Origin of the sequence: Amaricoccus macauensis, assembly GCF_014201905.1 — a bacterium.
Classification (GTDB): Bacteria; Pseudomonadota; Alphaproteobacteria; order Rhodobacterales; family Rhodobacteraceae; genus Amaricoccus; species Amaricoccus macauensis.
Map to the genome: position 1 here is coordinate 76,876 of NZ_JACHFM010000006.1, position 22,530 is coordinate 99,405.

24 protein-coding genes are annotated in these 22,530 nt (G+C 62.4%); 6 read left to right on the top strand and 18 right to left on the bottom strand.

Features of this window, described 5'->3' with window-relative positions; all coding sequences use genetic code 11:
* Positions 1-109 precede the first annotated feature (109 nt).
* The 4 genes from HNP73_RS21065 to tet(G) all read right to left on the bottom strand — a co-directional run bounded on the left by HNP73_RS21065 (position 110) and on the right by tet(G) (position 4,870).
* Positions 110-559 (bottom strand): ribbon-helix-helix domain-containing protein, encoded by a 450-nt coding sequence (locus HNP73_RS21065; RefSeq protein WP_043619078.1) that lies wholly within the window; start codon positions 557-559, stop codon positions 110-112.
* A gap of 10 nt (positions 560-569) precedes the next feature.
* Complete coding sequence (locus tag HNP73_RS21070; RefSeq protein ID WP_043619029.1) at positions 570-2,558, bottom strand: conjugal transfer protein TraG; 1,989 nt, start codon at positions 2,556-2,558, stop codon at positions 570-572.
* 95 nt (positions 2,559-2,653) lie between these two features.
* Positions 2,654-3,673, bottom strand: a complete 1,020-nt coding sequence (locus tag HNP73_RS21075) for a LysR family transcriptional regulator (protein ID WP_052171892.1) — start codon at positions 3,671-3,673, stop codon at positions 2,654-2,656.
* A gap of 21 nt (positions 3,674-3,694) precedes the next feature.
* Positions 3,695-4,870: a tetracycline efflux MFS transporter Tet(G) gene (gene tet(G) / locus HNP73_RS21080; protein ID WP_043619026.1), complete on the bottom strand. Its 1,176-nt coding sequence runs from the start codon at positions 4,868-4,870 to the stop codon at positions 3,695-3,697.
* A 105-nt stretch (positions 4,871-4,975) separates the two neighbouring features.
* On the opposite strand from tet(G), the gene tetR reads away from it, so the two are divergent.
* Complete coding sequence (gene tetR / locus HNP73_RS21085; RefSeq protein WP_043619023.1) at positions 4,976-5,602, top strand: tetracycline resistance transcriptional repressor TetR; 627 nt, start codon at positions 4,976-4,978, stop codon at positions 5,600-5,602.
* A 235-nt stretch (positions 5,603-5,837) separates the two neighbouring features.
* On the opposite strand, the gene HNP73_RS21090 is transcribed toward tetR, so the two are convergent.
* Complete coding sequence (locus HNP73_RS21090) at positions 5,838-6,476, bottom strand: TetR/AcrR family transcriptional regulator (protein ID WP_036703309.1); 639 nt, start codon at positions 6,474-6,476, stop codon at positions 5,838-5,840.
* Between the two features lie 83 nt (positions 6,477-6,559).
* Between HNP73_RS21090 and HNP73_RS21095 the strand changes: the two genes are divergently transcribed.
* From HNP73_RS21095 to fabF, 5 genes are all read left to right on the top strand, one after another.
* A complete protein-coding gene (locus HNP73_RS21095; RefSeq protein ID WP_052201852.1) occupies positions 6,560-7,771 on the top strand; it encodes an MFS transporter in 1,212 nt (403 codons plus the stop codon).
* Positions 7,764-8,795 (top strand): NADP-dependent oxidoreductase, encoded by a 1,032-nt coding sequence (locus HNP73_RS21100; protein ID WP_043619020.1) that lies wholly within the window; start codon positions 7,764-7,766, stop codon positions 8,793-8,795. The genes HNP73_RS21095 and HNP73_RS21100 overlap by 8 nt, the downstream gene beginning before the upstream one ends.
* A 17-nt stretch (positions 8,796-8,812) precedes the next feature.
* On the top strand, positions 8,813-9,157 hold the full coding sequence (locus HNP73_RS24125; RefSeq protein ID WP_052201851.1) for an NAD(P)H-binding protein: 345 nt from the start codon (positions 8,813-8,815) through the stop codon (positions 9,155-9,157).
* Between the two features lie 105 nt (positions 9,158-9,262).
* Entirely contained in the window at positions 9,263-9,772 is a 510-nt protein-coding gene (locus HNP73_RS21110) for a winged helix-turn-helix transcriptional regulator (protein WP_043619017.1), read from the top strand.
* Between the two features lie 4 nt (positions 9,773-9,776).
* Complete coding sequence (fabF, locus tag HNP73_RS21115) at positions 9,777-11,036, top strand: beta-ketoacyl-ACP synthase II (protein ID WP_081973111.1); 1,260 nt, start codon at positions 9,777-9,779, stop codon at positions 11,034-11,036.
* A 182-nt stretch (positions 11,037-11,218) separates the two neighbouring features.
* On the opposite strand, the gene floR is transcribed toward fabF, so the two are convergent.
* From floR to HNP73_RS21175, 13 genes are all read right to left on the bottom strand, one after another.
* Entirely contained in the window at positions 11,219-12,433 is a 1,215-nt protein-coding gene (gene floR, locus HNP73_RS21120) for a chloramphenicol/florfenicol efflux MFS transporter FloR (protein ID WP_036703303.1), read from the bottom strand.
* Positions 12,434-12,651: 218 nt separating this feature from the next.
* The gene (locus HNP73_RS24005) at positions 12,652-14,703 is read right to left on the bottom strand and encodes a relaxase/mobilization nuclease domain-containing protein (RefSeq protein ID WP_036703301.1); all 2,052 of its coding nucleotides are present in this window, start codon (positions 14,701-14,703) and stop codon (positions 12,652-12,654) included.
* Between the two features lie 241 nt (positions 14,704-14,944).
* Entirely contained in the window at positions 14,945-15,520 is a 576-nt protein-coding gene (locus HNP73_RS21130; protein WP_052171889.1) for a hypothetical protein, read from the bottom strand.
* Positions 15,517-16,182: a lytic transglycosylase domain-containing protein gene (locus HNP73_RS21135; protein ID WP_231555346.1), complete on the bottom strand. Its 666-nt coding sequence runs from the start codon at positions 16,180-16,182 to the stop codon at positions 15,517-15,519. The genes HNP73_RS21130 and HNP73_RS21135 overlap by 4 nt, the downstream gene beginning before the upstream one ends.
* Before the next feature lie 180 nt (positions 16,183-16,362).
* Positions 16,363-16,695, bottom strand: a complete 333-nt coding sequence (locus tag HNP73_RS21140; protein WP_036703300.1) for a DUF736 domain-containing protein — start codon at positions 16,693-16,695, stop codon at positions 16,363-16,365.
* A gap of 26 nt (positions 16,696-16,721) precedes the next feature.
* Positions 16,722-17,267 carry a S26 family signal peptidase gene (locus tag HNP73_RS21145; RefSeq protein WP_036703299.1) on the bottom strand — a complete coding sequence of 182 codons (546 nt, stop codon included), beginning with the start codon at positions 17,265-17,267 and terminating at the stop codon, positions 16,722-16,724.
* Positions 17,264-17,782, bottom strand: a complete 519-nt coding sequence (locus tag HNP73_RS21150) for a DUF2840 domain-containing protein (RefSeq protein ID WP_184154838.1) — start codon at positions 17,780-17,782, stop codon at positions 17,264-17,266. The genes HNP73_RS21145 and HNP73_RS21150 overlap by 4 nt, the downstream gene beginning before the upstream one ends.
* Positions 17,779-19,191 (bottom strand): DNA cytosine methyltransferase, encoded by a 1,413-nt coding sequence (locus HNP73_RS21155; protein WP_184154841.1) that lies wholly within the window; start codon positions 19,189-19,191, stop codon positions 17,779-17,781. Before HNP73_RS21155 ends, HNP73_RS21150 begins: the two co-directional genes overlap by 4 nt.
* Positions 19,188-20,216, bottom strand: a complete 1,029-nt coding sequence (locus HNP73_RS21160) for a replication initiator protein A (protein WP_036703297.1) — start codon at positions 20,214-20,216, stop codon at positions 19,188-19,190. Before HNP73_RS21160 ends, HNP73_RS21155 begins: the two co-directional genes overlap by 4 nt.
* On the bottom strand, positions 20,217-20,486 hold the full coding sequence (locus tag HNP73_RS21165; RefSeq protein ID WP_036703296.1) for a helix-turn-helix transcriptional regulator: 270 nt from the start codon (positions 20,484-20,486) through the stop codon (positions 20,217-20,219).
* 147 nt (positions 20,487-20,633) lie between these two features.
* A complete protein-coding gene (locus tag HNP73_RS21170; protein ID WP_184154843.1) occupies positions 20,634-21,260 on the bottom strand; it encodes a DUF2285 domain-containing protein in 627 nt (208 codons plus the stop codon).
* On the bottom strand, positions 21,214-21,420 hold the full coding sequence (locus HNP73_RS24130; protein WP_081973107.1) for a transcriptional regulator domain-containing protein: 207 nt from the start codon (positions 21,418-21,420) through the stop codon (positions 21,214-21,216). Before HNP73_RS24130 ends, HNP73_RS21170 begins: the two co-directional genes overlap by 47 nt.
* A 309-nt stretch (positions 21,421-21,729) precedes the next feature.
* A complete protein-coding gene (locus HNP73_RS21175; RefSeq protein WP_184154846.1) occupies positions 21,730-22,263 on the bottom strand; it encodes a GNAT family N-acetyltransferase in 534 nt (177 codons plus the stop codon).
* Positions 22,264-22,530: the final 267 nt, after the last annotated feature.

Here is a 22,530-nt window from a genome sequence, read left to right on the forward strand (position 1 = left end):
CCCCGGATCGGGGTCGATTAAGAAAGCCCGGAATCGGGCCGCTTCAACAAGTATTTAAGCGCATGCGGCGGGATGCGGTGATCTGCGGAAAATAGGACAGGATGCGGAGTCAGGATCGGTCGCCGTCCGCGCCGGACTGGTCCTGCGGAAACGAATCAACGTCGCGCGAAAGCTCTTTCAGGAACCTGTCGCCGGTTGCCAGCCGCTTGCCGAGGGTCTGCATGAATCCCTCGAACCGTTCGGCCCCCTTGGCGCGGGCCGAGGCTTGTGCGCTTTCGGGCTGCGGAGGCGTGGCGGCAAGCCAGAAGTAGACGAACAGCGAGACGGTTTCGCCGAGCACGGCGAGATCTTCGTCGAGTATGTCGATCTGGCGCCCGATCCTGTCCAGGCGGCGCGACATGGCCGCTTCCAGCCGATCCGCCGCGTCGCCGGACAAGAAGGAAGCGACGGCAGCCTCGATGATGGCGGATTTCGAGACTTGCCGGCGCAGGGCCAGCATTTCAACCTGTTTAAGCAGCTCCGGGTCGAAATAGACGTTCATGCGGGTTCTGGTTGCCATGGGCGTATCCTCAAAGGTCGATTCCATCATCGGGGTTCAGCGCCACCTGCCGCGCGACCATCCTCATGCGCTGGCGCATGGCGCGGGCCTTGGCCGCGTCAACATCCGGCTCGTCGTCCAGAAACTCGAACTCCTGTTCGGGCGACGGCGGCGGGGCGACGACTTCCTCATGCTCGGGCAATTCCGGCTCGCGGCGGATGCCGGCATTGGCTGGATCACCCTCGTTCCCGTCTGCGGCAGCCGGAGCGGAACGGCTTTCCGCCGCGACCACGCGGCCGGACCAATCATCGGCGGATGGGCTGGGCGCCAGCGGAGCGGCGACCAGATCGGGCGGGGTCAGGATGCGTTCCTGAAACCGCGCATCCTCGAAATAGCGTGCCTTGGTCGCGCGGATCGGCGGCGTGCCCGCGACCATCACGATTTCGTCCGTTGGCGGAAGCTGCATGATCTCGCCCGGCGTGAGCAGCGGCCGGGCCGTCTCCTGCCGCGACACCATGAGATGCCCGAGCCACGGGGCCAATCTGTGCCCGGCATAGTTGGTGGAATCGCGCAGTTCGGTCGCGGTGCCGAGCGCGTCACTCACCCGCTTGGCGGTGCGTTCGTCATTCGTGGCGAAGCTGACGCGCACATGGCAATTGTCGAGAATGGCGTTGTTCGGCCCATAGGCGCGCTCGATCTGGTTGAGGCTCTGCGCGATCAGGAAACCTTTGATTCCGTAGCCCGCCATGAAGGCCAAGGCGGACTCGAAAAAATCCAATCTGCCGAGCGCCGGAAACTCGTCGAGCATCAACAGCAGCCGATGGCGCTTGCCGGAGGTGGTCAATTCCTCCGTCAACCGCCTGCCGATCTGGTTGAGGATCAGGCGGATGAGGGGCTTGGTGCGGTTTATGTCGGACGGCGGCACGACCAGATAGAGCGTGACCGGCTGGCAGCTGCCGACCAGATCGGCAATGCGCCAGTCGCATCGTGCGGTGACGCGCGCCACCACGGGATCACGATACAATCCCAAAAACGACATGGCGGTGGACAGCACGCCGCTGCGCTCGTTCTCGCTTTTGTTCAGCAGTTCGCGAGCCGACGGCGCGATGACGGGATGAACGCCCGCCTCGCCGAGATGCGGCGTGTCCATCATGGCGCGCAAGGTCGCCTCGACCGGGCGGCGCGGATCGGACAGGAAGTTGGCGACGCCCGCCAGCGTCTTGTCTTTCTCCGCATAGAGAACATGCAGGATCGCGCCGACCAGAAGCGAATGGGAAGTCTTTTCCCAATGGTTGCGCTTGTCGAGGCTGCCTTCAGGATCGACCAGAATATCCGCGATATTCTGAACGTCCCTGACCTCCCACTCGCCTTGCCTGACCTCCAGCAGCGGGTTGTAGGCGGCCGATTTGGCGTTGGTCGGATCGAACAGCAAAACGCGGCCGTGCTTCGCACGAAAGCCGGCTGTCAGTGTCCAGTTTTCCCCTTTTATGTCGTGGACAATAGCGGATGCCGGCCATGTCAGCAGCGTCGGCACTACCAGCCCGACACCTTTGCCGCTGCGCGTCGGGGCGAAGCATAGGACATGCTCGGGACCGTCATGGCGTAGATAGTCCCGTTCGTATCGGCCGAGCACGACGCCATCGGAGCCGAGCAAGCCGGCGCTGCGGATTTCCTTGTCCTCGGCCCATCGCGCCGATCCGTATGTGGCGACGTTGCGCGCTTCCCGCGCCCGGATGATCGACATGAAGATGGCGGCGGCGATGGCGAGGAAGCCGCCGGACGTGGCGATGATTGCACCCTCTACGAAGATCGCGGGCGCATAGGCGTCGAAAGAAAACCACCACCAGAAGAAGGCCGGCGGACAATAGACCGGCCAGCCCGCCAACTCGAACCACGGTGCTCCAAGCTGCGGCTGGAAGCCGAGGCGGAACGCCGTCCATTGCGTCGCTGCCCACACCATCACCAGAACGATGGTGAAGACGACAGCGATCTGACCCCATAAAATTCGGCCTCCGCGCATACGGGCTCCAGTCGGCAAGAGAGACAGAGCCGATCAGAGAGTAGGCAAAATCGGGACAGGCAACAGCAAAGATGATGCGAGAGGGCTGCCGGATACTATCGGCGGTATATAGGACGGGTTGCTTCGGTGTTCACGGTCACCCTGCTACTACTGCGCAGACGGCTTCGCGAATCGCGGCCCATCGTGCCTGCGAGCATAAGCAGGTTGCGCAGCGCGGCGTTGCGATTGAACGGCGACCAGACAGCCGAGAAAGGGACTGGCTCTGGCTCATCGGCCAACGGCAGGAACACGATGCCCGTTGACGGCAGTTGCGCCGTGGCGGCACTGACGATGGTGACGCCGAAACCCTGCCCAACCATGGACAGTAGCGTTCCCCGCCCTACGTCGAAGCGCTGGATCGACGGTGCGGGCCAAAGCCCTGCCAGACGCAGCACGATATGGTCATGAACCTGCGGTCCAGTGCCGCCATGCCGAACAAGGAACGTCTCTCCCACCAGATCGGCCCAGGTGATCTCCGGTCGTCCGGCAAGGCGATGATTCTCCGGCAGCGCAACCACCAGCGGCTCGGTCCAGATCGGACGGGCGTGGTAGTCGGGCAGTTCGGGAGCCCCCGCCACGAACGCCACATCCAACCGGTCGGCGCGAAGCTGCATCACCGCCTCGCGGGCTGTGCCTTCGGTGATCTCGACGTCGATGCCAGGATGGTCTTCGCGGAATTGCGCGATCAGTTCGGCAAGAAAGCTGCGCGGCATCAGAGCATGGATACCGACGCGCAGTCGGCCGCACTCTCCCGACGCCGCCATACCAGCAGTCTTCACCGCATGGTCGAGTTGATCGACGCCGGCGGCGACCCGCTCGACAAAGAGGCGCCCGGCCTCGGTAAGGCGGACGCCTCTGGTATTGCGCTCGAACAGAAGGATGCCGAGGTCTTGCTCCAGCGCCTTGATCCTCGCGCTGACGTTGGACTGGCTGGTGCCGAGCGCCTGAGCGGCGCGGTAGAAGCTGAGATGTTCGGCGACGGCAAGCGTCTGGATCAACGATGCAAGTGGAATGCGCCCCAAACTAAGTTGATGGCTTGGCGGATTTAACCTGCTCTTTTTCTTCAGCCTGCCCATGCCTATCCGCTACGATCTCAATCACGACGAAGTGGCGAAAGGCCTGCGGAGCATTGGCAAGCACATTACATAAAGAAACGCACCGACAATCCAAACCCAACCGTTCCATGCTCCGGCGGTGGCAGAATAGAGTGCCGTAAAGCCAAGCGGTCCCGCGATGGCGCTTAAATTGGTGAGGCTCGTAAGCGTTCCCTGCAAGGCTCCCTGCTTGTTGTTGCTGACATTATTCGAAAGCATTGCCTGCAAGGCCGGCATGCCGACACCCCCGGCGGCAAGCAGCAACAGAACCGGAAACACCATCCATCCCTGCGTGACAAAAGCCAGAAGAATGAAGCCAGTCGCATCCGCGGCCATGCCAAACAGCAGCGTGCGCCGTTCTCCAAGTCGGCTTGAAAGAGGGCCGGTAACAAACGCTTGAAAAATCGCATGTGTTGCTCCAAACGCCGCGAGCGACAAGCCGACGGTCGTGGTGTTCCACTGAAAACGATCCTCACCATATATGACCCATAGGGCCGCCGGCACTTGGCCAATCAGTTGAATAATGAAGAAAACTGCGAAAAGCGCAGTTAGCCCACGCAACGCATCGTCCAGCCGGAACAGAACCAATGGTTCGATGTGAACCGACTTTCCGGTCTTGCCATGACCGCGACGAGTCTCCCTGAGGAAAATGCAGGCAAGCAGGAACGCGATCCCGTTGAGAAGGGCAGCGGCGACAAACGGAGCATGAGCAGAAATACCGCCGAGCATACCACCAAGAGCTGGCCCGGCAATCATGCCCGTACCATAGCAGGCCCCCATGTAGCCGAACCACCGTGCGCGCGAACCTTCCCCCGTCGAATCGGCAATGGTTGAAGCAGCTACGGCTCCGGTTGCTCCCGTGACGCCGGAGACGAGTCGGCCGATATAAAGCACCCACAGGACCGGCGCAGATGCCATGATCGTGTAATCGACTGCGGCTCCCGCGAGAGAAGCCAGAAGCACCGGACGCCGACCGTAAGCATCCGAAAGTTGTCCAAGCAGGGGCGCGAAGACGACCTGCACCAACGCATAGAGCGACAGCAAGGCACCATAGTGACCAGCGACCTGCTCCGTCGGCACAAGCTCGCGCAGAAGCGCTGGAAGGACCGGCATGATGAGGCCGAGACCCATGGCGTCGAGACCCACGATCAGCAGGGCAATGATGGCAGAGCTGTGCACCTGAAACTCCAGTGCCGCTCAAGCGCGAGCGACTTTATCATCGATAAGTATATGGACATAGAACTTATCGGTGATAAATTGTCAAGCGTTGACGAAGGAGCATGAATGACCAAACTGGACAAGGGCACCGTGATCGCGACGGCGCTGGAACTGCTGAACGAGGTTGGCATGGACAACCTGACGACGCGAAAGCTCGCTGAACGCCTCAAGGTTCAGCAGCCAGCGCTTTACTGGCATTTCCAAAACAAGCGTGCGCTGCTTGACGCACTGGCCGAGGCGATGCTGACGGAACGCCACACTCGGTCCCTACCCAAGGAAAACGAGGACTGGCGGGTGTACCTGAAAGAAAACGCCCTGAGTTTCAGAATGGCGTTGCTCTCTTATCGCGACGGCGCGCGTATCCATGCGGGAACTCGACCGACAGAACCGAATTTTGGCACCGCCGAGGCACAAATACGCTTTCTCTGCACGGCGGGCTTTAGTCCGAAGCATGCCGTTTGGACGCTTTTGGCGGTCAGCAACTATGTAGTCGGTTCCGTTCTCGAACAGCAGGCATCTGATGCCGATGAGAGAATTTCGGACAGGTCAGATGTATCCGAGCAAGCACCATCGTCCTTCCTACACGGTCTGTTTCACGAGTTGGAAACAGACAGCATGGATGCTGCGTTCAACTTTGGACTCGACAGCCTCATCGCCGGTTTCGAGCGGCTGCGTTCATGTACAACAAATTAGGATCAAGACCTACTAATTTGGGTTGAGGCATGACTCACGGTCTCGCTTGATGGAGGGAGCCGATGACCGGAACCAACACGCTGGCCACATACTTTATTTCGCGAAAGCAAGAGCGTGCAACCAGGTGAAAATGCCAAGCGAACAGCAATGCCTGCCTCGGGAGAGTAGCGACGGCAATTGCGTGCAATAAGGCTTCTGACGTAAGCTCAGCATCTTCCCCTAGTCTAGCATCATATTAGCTTGGTGATGGACTTCTCAGATAGCCGATGATCAGCCTGCGGCACTGGCCGATCAGCCCATCGGCGCCGACCCTGACGGGATGCCGCTGGATCGCCCGGTGCGCGACCGTTTCCAGCACCGTCTCGATCATGGCGGCCGCATCCGCAAGGTCGAGATCGGGCGAGATTTCCTGCCGATGTCGCTCCAGTTCCGTCTCGATCACCTTCGCCATCCCCCGGCTGATGGCGCGCGTCTTTTCCTCGCGGCCGATGCGCGGTGCGAGATCGTTCAACGCGCGATGCATTTCCGGCTCATGCGGATGGGAAACGAGCGCGAACCCGATCATCGCATCCACGGTATCCACCAGCGTCTTCCCTGGCCGCGCCCGGACCATCGCGGTGAAGCGCGCGAGGACCTCGTCGCTGTAGTGATCGACGACGGCGGCCGCGAGCCCCTGCTTGTTGGGGAAATACTGGTAGAGCGAACCGATGCTCACGCCGGCGCGCTCCGCGACCCGCGCCGTCGTGAGGTTCACGAACCCCTGCTCCGTCAAAAGCTGAGCGGTGGCGACGATGATCGCCTCCACGGTGGCCTGAGCGCGCGCCTGCCGGGGGATTTTTCGTGGGTTTACATTCACTTGTGCGGTGCCGGGCATCGGTCGTCCGAATGCGAATACAAAATATGATGGATTCGTCACATATTTGAGCCATCGGTCAAACGAGATCAAGGGAGCTTCCCATGAACCGGACTAAGGCCACGATCGCCATCAGCATCGCGTTGTCCATCGTGGCGACGACGCTCATCCTGCCCATCCTGGCTCCTCTCATCCGGGAGCTGCATCTTTCCGTCGTTCAGGGCGGGTTGATGCTTTCGATCGGCTCCGTCGCCATGGTGGTCGCGGCTCCTTTGTGGGGCATCGTCAGCGATCGCTACGGGCGCAAGAAAACCATCGTCGCCGGCTTTCTCGGCGTCTTCGCGGGCTACGCGGTCTATACGTTGGTCGTGGTCGGCGGTCTTTCGGGTGCCATGTCCGTGACCGCCATCTTCCTTGCGCTCACGGCGTCGCGCGCTTTCGTCGGCGCTTTCCTGTCTGCCGTGCCGTCGGGCGCCCAGGCGTTGATGGCGGATATCACGAGCCCGTCCGAGCGGGCCGGAGGCATGGCCATCATAGGAGGCGCAACCGGTCTCGGCCTGATTGTCGGTCCCGCGGTGAGCGGCGTCCTCGTGGCCGGCGGCATCACGTGGCCGCTCTATGCGGCGACTGCGCTCTGTGCCTCCGGCGCGCTCGCGGCCCTGTTCTTCCTGAAGGCTCCGCCTGTGGCTTCGCCGGTCCGTCCGCAGCGGACAAGCCTGTTCTCCGCCGCTCTGCAACCCTGGCTCGTTGCCGGCATCCTGCTTTGGGTCGCGATCGCGACCGTTCAGATCAGCGCAGGGTTCTATTTTCAGGACAGGCTCAATCTGGACGGAGAGACCGCTGCAGGGATGCTCTCTGTCGCGCTCACCCTCGTCGGAATTGCGATGTTCGTCGTGCAATTCCTGCAGGTCAGAATCATGGGGTTCACGCCGCGTGCTCTCGTGCTTTCCGGAGCGGGTAGCTGGATCGCAGGGCTGCTTCTCCTCCTGTCGACGGCGAACGCATCGGCATACTATCTCGCCTACACGCTGCTGGGGCTTGGAGCCGGATTCCTCCTGCCGGGGATCATGGCCGGGGCATCTCTGGCCGTCGGCCATGACGATCAGGGGGTGGCGGCGGGCCTCGTCTCCGCTTCGCAGGGCATCGGTTTCATCATCGGTCCGGCCGCCAGCACCATGCTCTATGAATGGAACGAGACCTTGCCGTTCTGGTCGCTCGCCGGGCTGATGGTCGTTCTCATCCTGAGGTTCGCCTTCATTCCGGTGCATGGTGCCCCATTTCCTAACACTTCGGCTACCGGGGGCGCAGATGTCTGATACCCTCAATCGCCAGCTCGTCCTCATCGCGCGTCCGGACGCGAATGTCGGCCCCGAGCATTTCGAGATGCGCCGTTCGACCGTGCCGGCGCTCGAAGCGGGTCAGGCGCTGGTGCGCGTGCACTGGCTGGGAATCGACGCCACCCAGCGGACATGGCTCAACGAGCGTGAGACCTACACGTCTCCCGCCCGTATCGGCAGCGTCATGCCGGGAAGCGGCGTCGGGCAGGTCGTCGCCAGCAGAAGCGAGCTTTTCAAGGTCGGCGACTGGGTCGTCGGCGAGACGGGCTGGCAGGACTACGCTCTGGCTGCCGGCGAGGGGCTCCACGGGTTCACCCGCATTCCCGAAGGGGTCGAACCGAGAGCGATGCTGAGCGTCCTCGGCGTCAACGGGCTGACCGCTTATTTCGGGATGACGGAAATCGCAAAGCCGCTCGAAGGCGAGACCGTCTTCGTCAGCGCCGCCGCCGGCGGCGTCGGGTCGATCGCAGGCCAGATCGCCCGCAAGCTGGGCGCGCGCGTCATCGGGTCCGCCGGTGGGGAACGCAAATGCGCCTGGGCCCGCGACGTCGCGCGATTCGACGCCTGCATCGACTATCGCGCGGAAGACATGCGCGAGAGGCTCGGCGCACTGGCGCCCGACGGCATCGACGTGGTGTTCGACAATGTCGGCGGCGCGACGCTGGAAGCCGCACTCGATCATATCGCGCCGCATGCGCGCGTCGTTCTGTGCGGCAGCATTTCCTCCGGCTACCGCAACGACGCCTACGGCCGCGGCCCGTCGAACTACATGCAGCTCGCATTCAAACGCGCGCGCATGGAAGGCTTCATCTTCCTCGATTTCGTGGCGCAGTTTCCGCAGGCGCTCTACCGGATGCTGGCCTGGGTTCAGGCCGGCGACATCCGCTACGAGGAGACCATCAGCCCCGGCCTCGAAACGGCACCCGCCGCGCTCGCCGGCCTGTTCGAAGGACGCAATCTCGGGAAGCAGCTCGTGCAGGTGTGCTCCTCACAATCCGACTGATCACAGGAGAAAGTTGCATGAACATCCTTATACTCGGCGCTGCCGGCGCCACTGGACGGCTATGCGTGGACGAATGCCTCGCCCGCGGGCATAAGGTCGGAGCATTCGTTCACAACTCGGCGCTGCGAAACGCGGGAGAGCGGCTGGAGACGGTGCGCGGAGACCTCAGAAACCGAGCCGACATAGCAATTGCGCTTGAAGGCAGGGACGCCGTTGTCTCGACCTCGATGCAGTCGATTGACGCCGGCAGTGGCGCGCTCGACAAAGAGGTGTCCGGCCTCTGTGAACCGGGCACCTGCCGATCGCCGCCGCATCAGTCACGTTCTCAGCAGTCTCGCTGCGTCCGGCCGTGGGTGCAGTAGCATGGCTTCCTTGGATTGATGACGCATCGGATAGCCCTCACGCTATGTTGCCAGCTGTCACATATGTAACTTGCATAATGGAAGTCACATCGTTATGAATGTGTGATGCAGCGAACAAGCTTTCTGTCATTCGAGTGTCCCGCAGCCCGAGCGCTGGAAAGCGTCGGTGACTGGTGGAGCATCTTGATCCTGCGAGACGCCTTCCAAGGGCTTAGAAAATTCGATGAATTCGAGAAGAATCTCGGAATTTCCGCGAACATTTTGGCGAGGCGATTGAAGCATCTCACGGCGGAAGGGTTGTTTGAAAGGCAACGATACAATGATCATCCGCCTCGATTTGAATACGTCCTTACCGACAAAGGGCGGGATTTCTATCCCGTAGCAATCGCCCTGTTCGCATGGGGGAACCGGAACCTTGCGCCACATGAAATAGCCATGCGGCTCGGCGACAAAGAAACCGGCAGGGAACGAAACGCCATCATGGTCGATGCGGATACTGGAGAAAAAATTACTCCTGAAAACACCGTTCTTCTAGCAGGCCCAGCGGCAACGGAGGAAACGATGCGCGTCATAAATCGCGTGAAGCGGATAAGCTCAGAAAAAGGAGCGGAATAATCCAATGCGTCGAATTGTTGTAACCGGCATGGGTTTGGTAGGTCCTCTTGGCTGTGGCGTTGAAATAAGCTGGAAAAGACTTCTCGACGGGAAATCGGGAATTAAGAGTTTGCCTGATGAAATTTCCAGAAATCTTCCGGTGAAAATCGGCGGACTCGTTCCTAGCCCGATTGAAGATTCCGAGGCTGGTTTTGATCCCGATTTGATCGTTGACACAAAGGATCAACGAAAAATGGATCGCTTCATTCTGTTTGCACTTGCGGCCGCGAAGGAGGCTCTCGAAACGGCGGGATGGCATCCCGCGAGCGACTACGAATGTGAGCGCACGGCGACAGTTATTGCCTCTGGTATAGGCGGCTTTCCTGCTATCGCTTCGGCAGTTCGCATAACGGATACACGGGGAGCAAGGAGGCTCTCACCCTTTACCGTGCCATCGTTTCTCGCCAACCTCGCGGCAGGACATGTTACCATCAGGTATGGATTTACAGGTCCAATTGGCACGCCTGTAACCGCCTGCGCTGCTAGCGTTCAGGCCATCGGCGACGCCGCACGGCTGATACGCTCCAACGAGGCCGACATCGCTCTGTGCGGCGGGGCAGAAGCATGCATTGATAAGGTTAGTCTTGGGGCATTTGCTGCCGCGCGAGCACTATCCACCGGCTACAATACTACCCCGGAACTGGCGTCGAGGCCATTCGACACCGAGCGCGATGGTTTCGTAATGTCCGAAGGGGCTGGTCTGATCGTCATAGAGGAGTTGGAACATGCCCTCGCTCGGGGTGCCAAACCCATAGCCGAATTGGTAGGATACGGCACTAGCGCTGATGCACACCATATGACTGCCGGCCCAGAGGACGGTCGAGGCGCGGCCCGTGCGATGAAAATCGCGCTCCAGAGTGCTGGGTTGAAGCCAGTCAATATTCAACATTTGAACGCTCATTCGACCTCCACCCCCGTAGGTGACCGCGGAGAAATAGCGGCGATTAAATCCGTCTTTGGCAATCATAATGTGGCCGTGAGCGCCACGAAATCGGCGACCGGACACCTACTTGGTGCCGCAGGCGGTATTGAGGCAATCTTCACGATACTCGCCCTACGGGATCAAATCGCTCCCCCAACGAGAAATTTAGAAAACCCCGATCCTGTTGCCGCTGGTATCGACCTCGTTCACCAATCTGCGCGACCCATTCTCATGGAACATGCCATTTCCAACGGGTTCGGCTTTGGCGGCGTTAATTCAAGTGTCGCTTTCCGGCGATGGTAGTAACTATATTCATCATTCATCTCGGACGGAAGTTTCCAAGCGATTCGGTTTGCGTTACATCGGCAACAGCCATAAACTGAATAAGTGAAATGAGCGGTATCCTGCCGGGCAGGATACCGCCATTCACGAGCCTGCGATGACGGGTGCGCCGTATGGGTGACAGCCGTCCTGCCAATCGCCGGTTAGACGACTGACGACCTCTCGACAGGAACGTCACGGGAGCGAAGTAGCGCCAGACCCGTTGATACCAGCACCGCCATCGTCATCGCGTAGAAGATCAAGGGCCATGTAGTGTCGCCATTCAACAACGTCACCGCCAATGTTCCGACGATGCTGACGATCAGACTTTGGATGCAGAAGTAGAACGCGACTGCCGATCCTGCGATGTCATCGAACTTTGCAAGTGCGCCGTTGGCGGTAACGGACACCGTAACAACAATGCCGATCGCCATAACCCACATCGGTAGGATGAAGGTGAGGAATGACGGCGAGCCGTAGAGTTCGCCGACCCCCAGCAGGGCCGCTCCGCAAATGAGCAAAGCCATCCCGCGCGCCACGCATCCGGCAATGCCCCATCTTACGACAAAGGACTTCGCGAAACGCGTTGTCACGATCATGACGAACGCGACAGTGGCAAAGGTCAAGCTGAACCCGATCTCCGAATAGTCCGCTTGGCCTATGAGCACGCGGGGGGCTGTCGAGAAGAAGACAAAGAAGGTCCCCATGCCGGCGCTAAAGCCGACCGTATAAACCCAAAAAGCTGGACTCGCGAAGATCGGCAGTACGGATCGGCGCGTCTTTGCTTCATCCAACGGGCGGGTTTCGTGCCATCTGAAACCGGCGTTCAAGAGTGCAGGCAACGCAAGTGCGGCCAGCGTGACGAATATCGCTCGCCATCCGAAAAACTCGCCGATCAACGCTCCAGCGATGGGACCAAGGGCGGGGACGAAGGCCAGCATCGAACTGAAAAGACCGTAGATGACGACACCCTCGGGGCCGCTGGCATAAACGTCGCGAACCGTCGCGAACGTCGCCACCAACCCCGCCGACGCTCCGACCGCTTGTAGCAAGCGAAACGCGACGAAGGCTGCGGCCGTTGACGACCATGCCGCTCCGAGAGAAGCGACGATGAAAAGCGCCCCGCCCGCAAGCAAGATCGGCCGTCGCCCGATGCGATCCGACATTGGGCCAAAGATCACCTGCCCCACGCCGAGCATAACCATGTAGAGGCTCAACGTGAGCTGGATCACGGATGGCGTCGTGTTCAGGATGCCGGGCATCGCTGGAACGACGGGGAGATAAATATCCATCGCCAGTGACGCGAGGATGTCGAAGGGAGCCATCAGCAGCAGGGCTGCCGGCAACGTATAGGCCCACGCAGGGCGTGTGATAGTCATGACGAATCAACCGCTCGATTAAGGATTCCGGGCGGCGTCTGCTCGTCAACAATCAGATTGGGATTGGTCTTACAGAACGCCGCAACAACAGTGTTTGTTGTTGCGGCTTACTTGTCTGCTGACTTAGCGGTTCCCATGCTGATAGCTCCACACTTGGCAATACGAGTATCTATCTCCTATCCGAATAGCGCCGGTGTCGCAACGCCGTTTCAGGTGCTCTAAAGTCCCAACCCCCTTTGCCGCCCCAACTGCCACGACACCGAGCCGCCTTGCACAACGCCCATAACCTCCCGGCCAAGCTGGCGGTCGATGACGGGCCGCCAAGGGACAAGGGTGAACTCATGCGCCTTCTCGACGATAGCGAACTTACCGCTGGTGATCTGCACGGTGCCGGTGAACTTGCCGCTGACGTTCTCGCCGTCCGTGGCGGCACGGAACGGCAGTCCCTTGTTCTCGGCCATCTCCGCGCCGACGCGGGCAACCTCGCGCTCGCGCAAGGTGGCGAGAAGGCTGCGCCGATAGAAAATGCGGCCGTCCCGCGCTCGGGTGGCATCGCCCTGTTCGACATGATGTTCGCGGCGCTGGTCCATCGCCTCGCGCACCTGCTGGCCGAATCCTGCCGGCGCGAGATCCGATGCGTCATTCGCCAACATCCGGCGGTCGAGCCAGGTCGCGCCGTCCGCGCCGATCTGCTTATCCAGATCGAAGGCCGACAGCACGCGCACACTGGCCTGCCGATTCCGGCCGGCATCGTAGGCCGTGGCGCGGCTCTGGAAATCGTCGGGGATGCGCCATTGATCGGCGTCGATCCGTTCGACGATCCCGGCCCGGCGCAGCGCCTCCAACCGGCGGACATGAGCATCGACATAGCCCTCATAGTCGCCGCCGGGAACGCGACCCTCGAATTTCGCCCGTTCCAGATGGCGGCTCGGCCGATAGATGCCATCCTCTGCAATGGCCGTGATGGTGCGATCAGATGGCCGGGCTGCCGCTTCGGCCGGGCCGATCTGGATGATGCTGCCGATGCGGGCATCCTCCAGCCGCTCGGGTGCGACGCCGGCGATATGGTGCGTTCGCCCGTCGATCCCGTCCACAACGACCGTCAGGTTCTCGCCCATCTCGTCGGACAGATACTTGTCCACGACGCGCCCGGCGATGGGCGCCGCCGGCGGCCCGTCATGGATGTGGAAGGTCATCGGATCGCGCTCCAGACCATCGGCCTTCAGCGCCTTGTGCATGTTGCGGATGATGTCGCCGCGCTCTCCCAGTTCGCGCAGGGCCGGCTCCATGTCCTTGCTCAATTCCCATACGCCCGGCGCATGCGGGGTGGCGAGGCCCATCTTCTCCAGTTTGGCGAGGCGGCGCAGACGCAGCGCGCGATTGAACTGGCGGCGAGGCTCGGCAGGTTCATGGCGAAGATCAAGGAACCGCTCGTCGGCTTCCTCCATCATCGCCCGGTCGATGCGGGTGAAACGGTCCTGGTCAATCTCGGCGGATAGCTTGCGGCTCTGCTCGATCTCGGTCACTTGCCCCAGCTCGAGCGTGGTCAACTCGCTCGCCCGCTCGCGGATTCCGTTGGCGAGATAGTCGCCATTGATGACAAGGTTCTCGCCCAACTCGTCCTTGCCCCGGACGATGACATGCACATGGGGATGGCCGGTGTTGTAGTGGTTGACCGCGACCCAATCGAGTTTCGTGCCAAGATCGGCCTCGATCTGGCTCATCAGGTCGCGCGTGTGCGCCGTCAGATCCACGAGATCCGCACCGTCCTCCGGTGAGATGATGAACCTGAACTGATGACGGTCCTCCTTGCCGCGCTCGACGAAGGCATCGCCATCCGCTCGATCCTCACTCGCCGAATAGAGCTGACCGCGTTCGCCATCGCGGGATGTCCCGTCGCGCTGGATGTAGCGAAGATGGGCCGCCGATCTGCCGTTCCGGCCGGCGTCCTTGACGTAGCGGGTCTTGACGACGACGCGGCGCATCCCCGGCGCGCTGTGCCGCCAGCCGCCCGACAAGCTGCGGGAGCGAACGAAGGCCGCGCCGCGACCGCGCCGGACACCCGGCCCCTTGGCCGAACGGGAAGCCTTGCCGCCCTTCGCGGCCGTGCGGGTTTCGAGGCGCGGCGCGTATTTGGGATAGGCAATGCTGTGCTGCCGGGCGAGCTTCTTCGCCTGGGTGAGAAAACTTTTGGTCCTGCCCGCCTTCGGCGTGTCGGATCGGATGCGTCCGGGCTTCGGGCGAAAGCGGTTTTCGTCGTCGGCGCTCATGGGCGCGGCTCCGCCCAAAATTGCCGAAAACAGGCCGATAGGGGCCTATGGTGCCGGTCAAAACCCTGCAAAGCCAAGGCTTTGCGCAAGACCGCGGCACGCGGGGTCCGAAAACAGGGTGCCGCTCGCGACTCCCCTAACCAGTGTGCAGACAACAATAATTTCCAGAACTGGCCCGACATGGTGCCATGTTCCTTTATCTTGCCCTCGTAAAAACCCGTCCTTTCCGCCCCTCCGGCCCTCATGATCCCGCCCCCTCCGCTGGCCGTTCCCGCGCCCCACCAGGCCCAACGCGCGCCGCCGGCTCGCCCGGCAATGCGAATTTCAGCCGCCATGTGCGCCACGCCTCAGTGACCGCCCCGGTGCCGGGAAACAGATCGTCGAGCGTGTCGTCGGGACGCGCGGCGACCATCTCGAAAGCCCAATGGCAGACCGCTTCAGGCTTCGCGCCAGTAAGGCCGCGGCGCAGCGTGATACTCTCCTGAATCCAGTCCCGCATCACCAGCCGCTTGCTGACAACGGGCTTTCGTGCGGCCTTCACGATGACCGGCTCCCACGCAAAGGCGACAGGGATATTGCGCTTGAACGCGGCAAATCCCTTCACCCAGGCCATCCACCGCGCGCCCGTCCGCTCGACCAGCGGGGCAAGCGTTGCGATGGAGCGCGGCGTTGCGGCGGCGTGCAATATCCAGCCGTCATAGTCGCGCTCCAGCCGCTCGATCAGGCGCACATGATCAACCTCGCCCGCGTAGTCTGGATGGTCCCGGTAAAGGTGGGCGCAACCGATATAGGGCGGGTCGGCATAGGCGATCTTCATCGGTGATCCGGCTCCGAAGCGGCGGCGAACAGGTCGCCCGATTGCGGGTCGGATGACGGCGCGACCGTCGATTGGCTGCCATCCGGGCGCTGGACAAACAGGGGTGCGGCGCGCCAGTCGGGCGGCAGCGCCGGTTGCCGGGATGGTGCATCCGATGGAGCCGCGCCGCCGAGGACCGGCGCAAGCGCGGCGACATAGGCACGGGTTTCGGCTGGCAGCGGGCGGCCAGTCGCATGGTGTTCGTCATAGCGGCCGGGGCCGGCATTGTAGGCCGCGAGCATCGCACCGACATTGCCGTAGCGATCCCACATTTCACGCAGATAGGCCGTGCCAGCCATAATGTTGGCGCGCGGGTCGTAGGCATCGCGGCCGAGCGTGTAACGGACGCGCAGGCCCGCCCATGTGTCGGGCATTACCTGCATCAATCCTATTGCCCCGGCCGAGGAAATGGCGCGCACGTCGCCCGCGCTCTCGGCGCGCAACACGGCGATGATCCAATGCTCGGGGATACCAAACCGCTGCGACGCCTCGGCGATGTGGGCCGCATAAGGATGGGCGGCTGCCGGGCGCTCGACCGGCGCGGACTGCGCGACCGCGACGCCCGATCCCGTGCAGAAGGCAAGCGCCCCGGCGAGCAGCAGAACGGCACAACGCCATGCCACCCTGTCTCCACAATGGCTCCAGCCTGCCAGCGTCCTCGCTGCGGTCAAGGGCAAGGCGCAAGCGCCGGCCGGGGGCCGCCCCTGACCTTCGCTCCGGGCGCTGGCCGTCCTGCGCCCGAGCGGGACGAAGGGATGAGACGGATTTCCCGCGAACAAAGGGATGACGGGAACGCGCACCGATCAGCCCCGATCCTCACGCGCCCGTGGCCGCTTCCATGCGAGCCGGAAGGTGCGCCCCTCGTCGTCGGCCTGGAACAGCGCCGGGCGAAACAGTGCAGGGAAAAGCGGACTGTCGATCTCCAGCGCGATGTAGTCGCCGGCGCGTTCGCCGACACGTTTCCACGCCCCGCCGATGTCGGGGCCGTCCTCGTCGTCGAGCTGGATGCGATAGGCCGGCGTGTTCTCGCCGTCGCCCGGCTCAATGGCGACAAGAACGATTGCCTCGTCGATGCCGAACAGCCGGACGCGGCCAGCGTAACCGTTGGCGGTGGGTTCAAAGATATTGGCGGGCATGGTCAGTCTCCTTGTGGTTGGGGAAATCAGTGCGTCGGCGCGCGCCACTCGTAGCGGCCGACGCCTTCCTCATCGGTCCAGAGCGGGACCGCTCGCCCGATGACGGAAGCTGCGGGGATGGGTCCGAAATAGCGGCCGTCGAGGCTGTCGCGGACTTCCCAATTCATGAGGAAAAGCTGGTCGTCGCCGATGACGCGGCAGCCCTGCCAGATGGGCAGATCGCGGCCGAGGCTGTCGCGCTCCAGCGCCTCGCCCATCTCGATCCCGTCCACCGTGACTGTGCTACCGTTGCGGCAAACCCGCTGTCCCGACAGGCCGACGACGCGCTTCAACAGCGGGATGCCACCCGCGATATAGCCGCGCTCGGCCATGAAGGCGGCGAGCGGTTCGGGTGGCATGACGGCGACCAACTCGGGCACGTCGAGCGCGTCGGCCGGCTCGACGGTGTAGAAGCCGATGGGCGCGCTGGCCGTGGCGTTCCAGATGAGCCTCAAAGGCCAATCGACGGCGCTGGCGGCGGCGATGCCGATGACAGCGAGCGCAGTCACCGCGAGGGTGCGGCGGCGCGTCATGGCTCGATCCTTCGGCGCCCGATCCATGCCGCATGTCGTTCCGGCGTGTAGGCGCTCGGCTCCAGATCGGCGGTCAGGCGGTTGTGGGCGTGGCGCCAGTAGTCCGGCGACACGTCCGCCGGATCGAGGCCGAGGGCTTCCAAGGCGTCGATGACGGCAAGCGCGCGCTGCACCTTCGGCCAGCCGTCGAGCCGCAACAGGATTTCGCCGCCGGGCCGGACGAAGGGCAATGTCTGGAACGGCTCGCCCCGGCCGATGGCGCGCACGATGTCGATGCGCGAAACGACCGTGCCATGCTCGCCGTTCGCCCATCGGACGAACGCAAAGATGCTCTCCGGCGCGAAGCCGACGACGCTGCGGCGGCGGTCGATGATCTGTTCGTAGCTCTTGCGGCCGAACCTTATCCAATGCTCGACCTTTCGTTTCTCGAAGGTGAGTTGGACCAGGGTGGTGAAGGGCGCGGGGCCGTCCGGCAGCGGACGGCCGTGCGCGCTGCGATGAGCGCGGCGGGTCATGGTTCGTCTCCGGGAATGTCGATGGATGTGCGGGCAAGCACAGCGTCGAGCGCGGCTTCGGTGCGCAGGATGGCGCGGCCGATGGCTTCGGGGATTTGCGGCAGAACCGCATCGCCGAAAGCCTCGACGATCAGACTGGCCGCAGCCGTCCCTTTGCGGCTGCCGAGCGCAATGCGCGTGCCAGCCACCCAGGCGGAAAGCCCATCATCCACCCGTAGGTGATGGGCAAGGCCGCCGTTCCAGTCAGCCCATGGCTCCGCAGCATCGCCGCCAGCGCCCGCGCCCCAGCCCATTTGTCCGGCGCGCGGCCCGTCATCGCGCCATCCATCACCGCGTCCATCGTCGGCGACTTCCTCCGGTCGTATGCCGGACTCCAGCCGTCCATCCGGCTGTCGCGCTTCGTCGGCGTCGGCAGGATTTCCGCCGCATGGCGCAGCAGGTTCGGCGTGTCGATCTGCGCCTTCGCGCCGTTCGCCCGCTTGCCCGTCTCGATCTCCTGCGCGCTCAACCGGCGCCCGCCGTTCGGCTTCACCGGCGTCGGCATCATGCCATAGGGCAATTCCAGGCTGTCGAAATGGAGCACCTCGCTCATGGTCGGCGCCCGGTCGAAACCATCCTGGTCCGATGTCATCCGGCCTTTGAGCTTGCGCAGGACACTCCCCCGCGGCGCGGCATTCGCTGTCGGGGTTCCCATCATGCCCGCATGGCGGCTGGCATGGCCCTGCAACTGGCTCAACACGTCGCCCCGGCCACCGCGATCCGCATCCGATTTCCTCGGCGTCGCCAAGGTCTGACTGCGGAACAGGTCGTAGAGGCCCGATTCCTTCATCGCCCTGCGCGCGCCAGAACCGCCCTCCAGACGGATGCCACCCTGTTGGGATTGCGATACGGGTGTCGGCAAGCTGTTCGGGGTCGTAGCCGATGAGCCAGGACCGCTTGCGGACATGGTTGGCGCCGACATTATCAGCACCCACCACGCACGGTTCGACGGCGTAGCCGAGCGTTTCCAGTTCATCGAGCAGCCGGTCAGCGCCGCGAGTTCGGAGATTAGGGCTGTTTTCAAAAGCGAACCAGCGAGGGCGGCAATCTCCGACCAGGCGGACGGCTTCGAGATAGAGGCCCGACCGCTCGCCGTCGATCCCTTTGCCCTTGGTGTTGGCGCTGCTGATGTCCTGGCAGGGCGGGCTACCGACGATGATGTCGGGCAGGATTCCAAGGTCGGAAACAAGGCGAGCTGCCGTGAGTCCGCGCACGTCCTCGTAGAGTCTGACATGTGGATTGTTCTCTGCATAAAGGATGCGCCGCCATTCGACGATTTCGCAGGCGGCGATGGTGACGAAGCCGGCGCGGTGCAGGCCGAGCGACCAGCCGCCCGCCGCCGCGCTGAACAGGTCGAGGGCGCGCATCATGGCGCACCTCGCGGCACGGCACCGGCACCACGCCTCGCGTGCGTGCGCGTCAAAGAAGAAGAGTTAGATTCTTTGTTAGATTCTTCTATAGAGTGCGCTGCGCGATTTGCGCCTGATGTCCCGATACTGCGTGCGCCTGATGTCCCGATAGGTTCCACATGGTTATCCACAGGCACTGTGGATGGATTTTCAGGGAGAAAACGCAGTAGCTCGCGCCCGTCCTCCCGTTCGCTCTGAAGCCGGTAGCCGGGCAACGACTGGCGGGCCGCGATCCGACGAAGGTCCAGCGCGAAGTCGGATGGCCGGGCAAGGCTGCCGGATTTCCGGTGAAGATGGGAAACCTCGAACGCCCAGCCGTCGGGCTGATGCCCGGCATGTTTGCGGGTGACGCGATACAACCAGCGTTCGATGCCGCCTTTCAACCGGAAATAGGCCGGGTCGATGGCCAGGACCAGCGAACGGTCGATGACGCTGTTGTAGAACCACTCCGGCAGGACGAACTCCATGCCCTCGACGCGCCCGGCGCGCGTGGTCAATTCTTCCCATTCATTAATCCAGGAGAATTGCCGGCGCCGCCAATGCGGCCCGTTGCGGATAGAGGTGGCGATGACGGTCGATTGCAGGCGCGCGAGCGCGGCCTTGAGCAACAGATAGTCCCGGTTGCCGGTGGCCCGCCCGATGGCGCGGAGAAGCTGGTAGGGCATGAAGCGGAAGAAGCGCGACGTGGGAAAGCCGCTGTTCTCCGCCGCGACAATCTGGCTGGCGGCCCAGATCAGCACATCGGCATCCCAGATCGTCGCCATGCCGTGTTCGGGCATGCCGAGTACTTGAACCTCGACGTCGGCGGCCTTGTAGAGAATGGGTTTGGTGCGCGGGGATTTCGCCAGCGAGAAGAAGGGCCGCTCCATCAGGTCGCGCTGGTCGCGCGGCGGGGCGTCTCCCGTCGCCACGATGAACGGATCGAGGCGACTGCGCTCGCTGGAGCCATTCGGCCGGGCGGGGTTGTGATCGTCGTCCCCCAACATTCAGAGCTGGTCCCGTTCTTCGGGTGTCAGCGGGTGCGGGGGAAAGACCGTGCCCGCCTCCCTGTCCCGCGTGCAGGTGCGGGCGCCGATTTCGGTCCAGGCTTCCAGGTCGCGGATGGCATAGAGTACGCGGCCCCCGACTTTCCGGTAGACCGGGCCGGTGCCATAGGTGCGATGCTTCTCAAGGGTTCGGCGCGAAAGGCCGAGGAAATAGGCGGCTTCCTTGGTGCGCAGGAATCTCGGCGGAAGGTCCGCCAGCGGATCGGGCATGAGATCACCTCGGGTTCGTTGATGCTGCTGTCGTCGGCGACAGCGGGCTGTGGCGAACCATGGCGAGGGATCGGCGACCTGTAGCGGGCCGTATTTGCGTGTATGTTTTTACGGCCCCCCTTGCTGCGACCAGGATGTTGGCCGGGACTATTTGCGCCGAGGCTTGACTGGATAATGCAGGAGTAACCTGTAGCCACCTTTCATCATGGCGATGCCATGAGTGACCAGGCGACGGGTTTTGTTACGGCGAGGATCACCCTCCCAATCTGTCTTATCGCCGCGAAAGCCGAGTAACGTCTCGCCGATGGTGCGATGGCTTTCACCGCGCAGCTTCGCATCGAGCGCCCGCAAGGACAGGATATGAAACTGGCGCAGTTGCGAAGGTATAGCCCGGAAATCCGGGCCTGGCGCGCGACCGTTCAGGGACCGCCACAAGCGCCGCGCCGCATGGGCGCGCAATTCAAGAAAGGCATCCATCGGCAGGGTGACGACATAGAAGGCTGCCGCGTCGGGGACGGCCTCGGGCAGCCAGAACTGATGTGCGACGCCATCCACCCGCCATAGCCCGTGCCAGCCGTCACCGGCGCGACGCAGATCGAGGCCATCCAGATGGGCAAGCGTGAATGTCGGCGCCTCCGGGCCGACCGGCTCCGGGGCGGGCGACAACATCACCGCCCGCGGCTGAAGGTTCGGAATCCAGAATTGTGATTGCCGGTCGGCGAGCGTTTCAGGATCGCAGGGGAAATCGCAGCCCCCAGCGTCGTGCGAACGCATCGAGCCGGGGGCCAGTCGGATTCTTCATACGCGAGATCGCGTGAAAATCGTGATGATACTCATCATCGCGTCGCAGGTATTCCCAAGCGAAACCGGCGGCGGGAATGGTTTTCGTGTGCTTGTAGTCCGCCGATGCACGCCAGTCTATGCTCAACGGCATGGCGTCACCTCCCTAAGCAGGGCGGTGCATGAACCCCATGACATCGCCCTGATAAAGAGCGTCGTTCACAGCTGACAGTCGGGGTAGTCACTATTTCCAGATAACCGGATCGCCCGGCCTGAAGAATGCGATGGATGTCTTGTGTTTAATATCGTTCGGATCAGCTAGCCGACCCAAACGGAGCCTACGGCGAGCTTGCCGAAAATTGGCATAACTGAACGGGTGGGTTTCGTTCTGCCTTATCTCCGGGAATGACCTCATCACTAACGTTTGGAATCGCTTTGTTGTGGCTGAGAGCAGGAAAGCCGCTTAAATGCCGAGCCATTCCGAGTGACTCAGCTCATACATCACCTCACCGTGCTCAGTGCCGGGTATAGGGTCGGGGAAATTCAGGAAATCCGTCCGCGTGTGCTTCATGCCAATTTTCTCCATCACGCGGCGCGATCCCTGATTAACTGCCATTGTATGAGCCACGATGCTGTCGTATCCGCCGCCTTCGAAGCCCCAGCCGATGAGCGCTGCGGCACCTTCAGACGCCAGCCCTTGACCCCAAGCCTTCCGGCGCAGGCGATATCCGATTTCTGCGACTGCCCTTCCTTTCGGTGACAAGCAAAACCAGCCGACAAACTCATCATCTGTATTGCCTCGTGCCGTCCAGACGTTCGGCTCGTTCCCTCGTGGCATGAGAAACGGTGCGTTCGCCGGATCGATCCTGCTGTGATCAACCGCACCATTGTTCAGAAACCGCATCACTTCCGGGTCAGTCTCAAGCCGGATGAAGTCGACCCGATCTCTCGGGTTGCAAGGACTGAGTGTCAGGCGGGTCGTGTTCAGGACAATCATGCCCAGCTCCGTCGAAGGAAAGTACACGTGTCGAGTTCCTTTACCTGCCCGGAAACTACATGAGGGCCTACCATCCCTCAAGCTGGTCGTATCGGCAAAAGCCTGTGGTGGATGCGACCAGCTTTGGGGAATTTCTGTTCAACCAATCGCAAATATTGTCTGTTGCGAGCCGGTGCCGCCGGCAAACGCAATTTTTTTGCCGCGCGGGCTTGGACGTGCGGCGACGGCCGATCCACCCCGGGGATCGGCCGAAATTTTTCAGGGCCT

Excerpts from the sequence above, each read along its gene's own strand:
- HNP73_RS21070 (WP_043619029.1), bottom strand. The coding sequence starts at position 2,558 with ATGCGCGGAGGCCGAATTTTATGGGGTCAGATCGCTGTCGTCTTCACC.
- HNP73_RS21140 (WP_036703300.1), bottom strand. The coding sequence starts at position 16,695 with ATGCCCGCCAATATCTTTGAACCCACCGCCAACGGTTACGCTGGCCGC.
- fabF (WP_081973111.1), top strand. The coding sequence starts at position 9,777 with ATGCGTCGAATTGTTGTAACCGGCATGGGTTTGGTAGGTCCTCTTGGC.
- tetR (WP_043619023.1), top strand. The coding sequence starts at position 4,976 with ATGACCAAACTGGACAAGGGCACCGTGATCGCGACGGCGCTGGAACTG.
- HNP73_RS24130 (WP_081973107.1), bottom strand. The coding sequence starts at position 21,420 with ATGCCGTTGAGCATAGACTGGCGTGCATCGGCGGACTACAAGCACACG.
- HNP73_RS21165 (WP_036703296.1), bottom strand. The coding sequence starts at position 20,486 with ATGCCCGATCCGCTGGCGGACCTTCCGCCGAGATTCCTGCGCACCAAG.
- HNP73_RS21175 (WP_184154846.1), bottom strand. The coding sequence starts at position 22,263 with ATGATTGTCCTGAACACGACCCGCCTGACACTCAGTCCTTGCAACCCG.
- HNP73_RS21160 (WP_036703297.1), bottom strand. The coding sequence starts at position 20,216 with ATGTTGGGGGACGACGATCACAACCCCGCCCGGCCGAATGGCTCCAGC.
- HNP73_RS21170 (WP_184154843.1), bottom strand. The coding sequence starts at position 21,260 with ATGCGTTCGCACGACGCTGGGGGCTGCGATTTCCCCTGCGATCCTGAA.
- HNP73_RS21145 (WP_036703299.1), bottom strand. The coding sequence starts at position 17,267 with ATGACGCGCCGCCGCACCCTCGCGGTGACTGCGCTCGCTGTCATCGGC.
- HNP73_RS24125 (WP_052201851.1), top strand. The coding sequence starts at position 8,813 with ATGAACATCCTTATACTCGGCGCTGCCGGCGCCACTGGACGGCTATGC.
- HNP73_RS21075 (WP_052171892.1), bottom strand. The coding sequence starts at position 3,673 with ATGGGCAGGCTGAAGAAAAAGAGCAGGTTAAATCCGCCAAGCCATCAA.
- HNP73_RS21150 (WP_184154838.1), bottom strand. The coding sequence starts at position 17,782 with ATGACCCGCCGCGCTCATCGCAGCGCGCACGGCCGTCCGCTGCCGGAC.
- HNP73_RS21155 (WP_184154841.1), bottom strand. The coding sequence starts at position 19,191 with ATGATGCGCGCCCTCGACCTGTTCAGCGCGGCGGCGGGCGGCTGGTCG.
- HNP73_RS21065 (WP_043619078.1), bottom strand. The coding sequence starts at position 559 with ATGGCAACCAGAACCCGCATGAACGTCTATTTCGACCCGGAGCTGCTT.
- HNP73_RS21090 (WP_036703309.1), bottom strand. The coding sequence starts at position 6,476 with ATGCCCGGCACCGCACAAGTGAATGTAAACCCACGAAAAATCCCCCGG.
- HNP73_RS21095 (WP_052201852.1), top strand. The coding sequence starts at position 6,560 with ATGAACCGGACTAAGGCCACGATCGCCATCAGCATCGCGTTGTCCATC.
- floR (WP_036703303.1), bottom strand. The coding sequence starts at position 12,433 with ATGACTATCACACGCCCTGCGTGGGCCTATACGTTGCCGGCAGCCCTG.
- HNP73_RS21110 (WP_043619017.1), top strand. The coding sequence starts at position 9,263 with ATGCAGCGAACAAGCTTTCTGTCATTCGAGTGTCCCGCAGCCCGAGCG.
- HNP73_RS21100 (WP_043619020.1), top strand. The coding sequence starts at position 7,764 with ATGTCTGATACCCTCAATCGCCAGCTCGTCCTCATCGCGCGTCCGGAC.
- HNP73_RS24005 (WP_036703301.1), bottom strand. The coding sequence starts at position 14,703 with ATGAGCGCCGACGACGAAAACCGCTTTCGCCCGAAGCCCGGACGCATC.
- HNP73_RS21130 (WP_052171889.1), bottom strand. The coding sequence starts at position 15,520 with ATGAAGATCGCCTATGCCGACCCGCCCTATATCGGTTGCGCCCACCTT.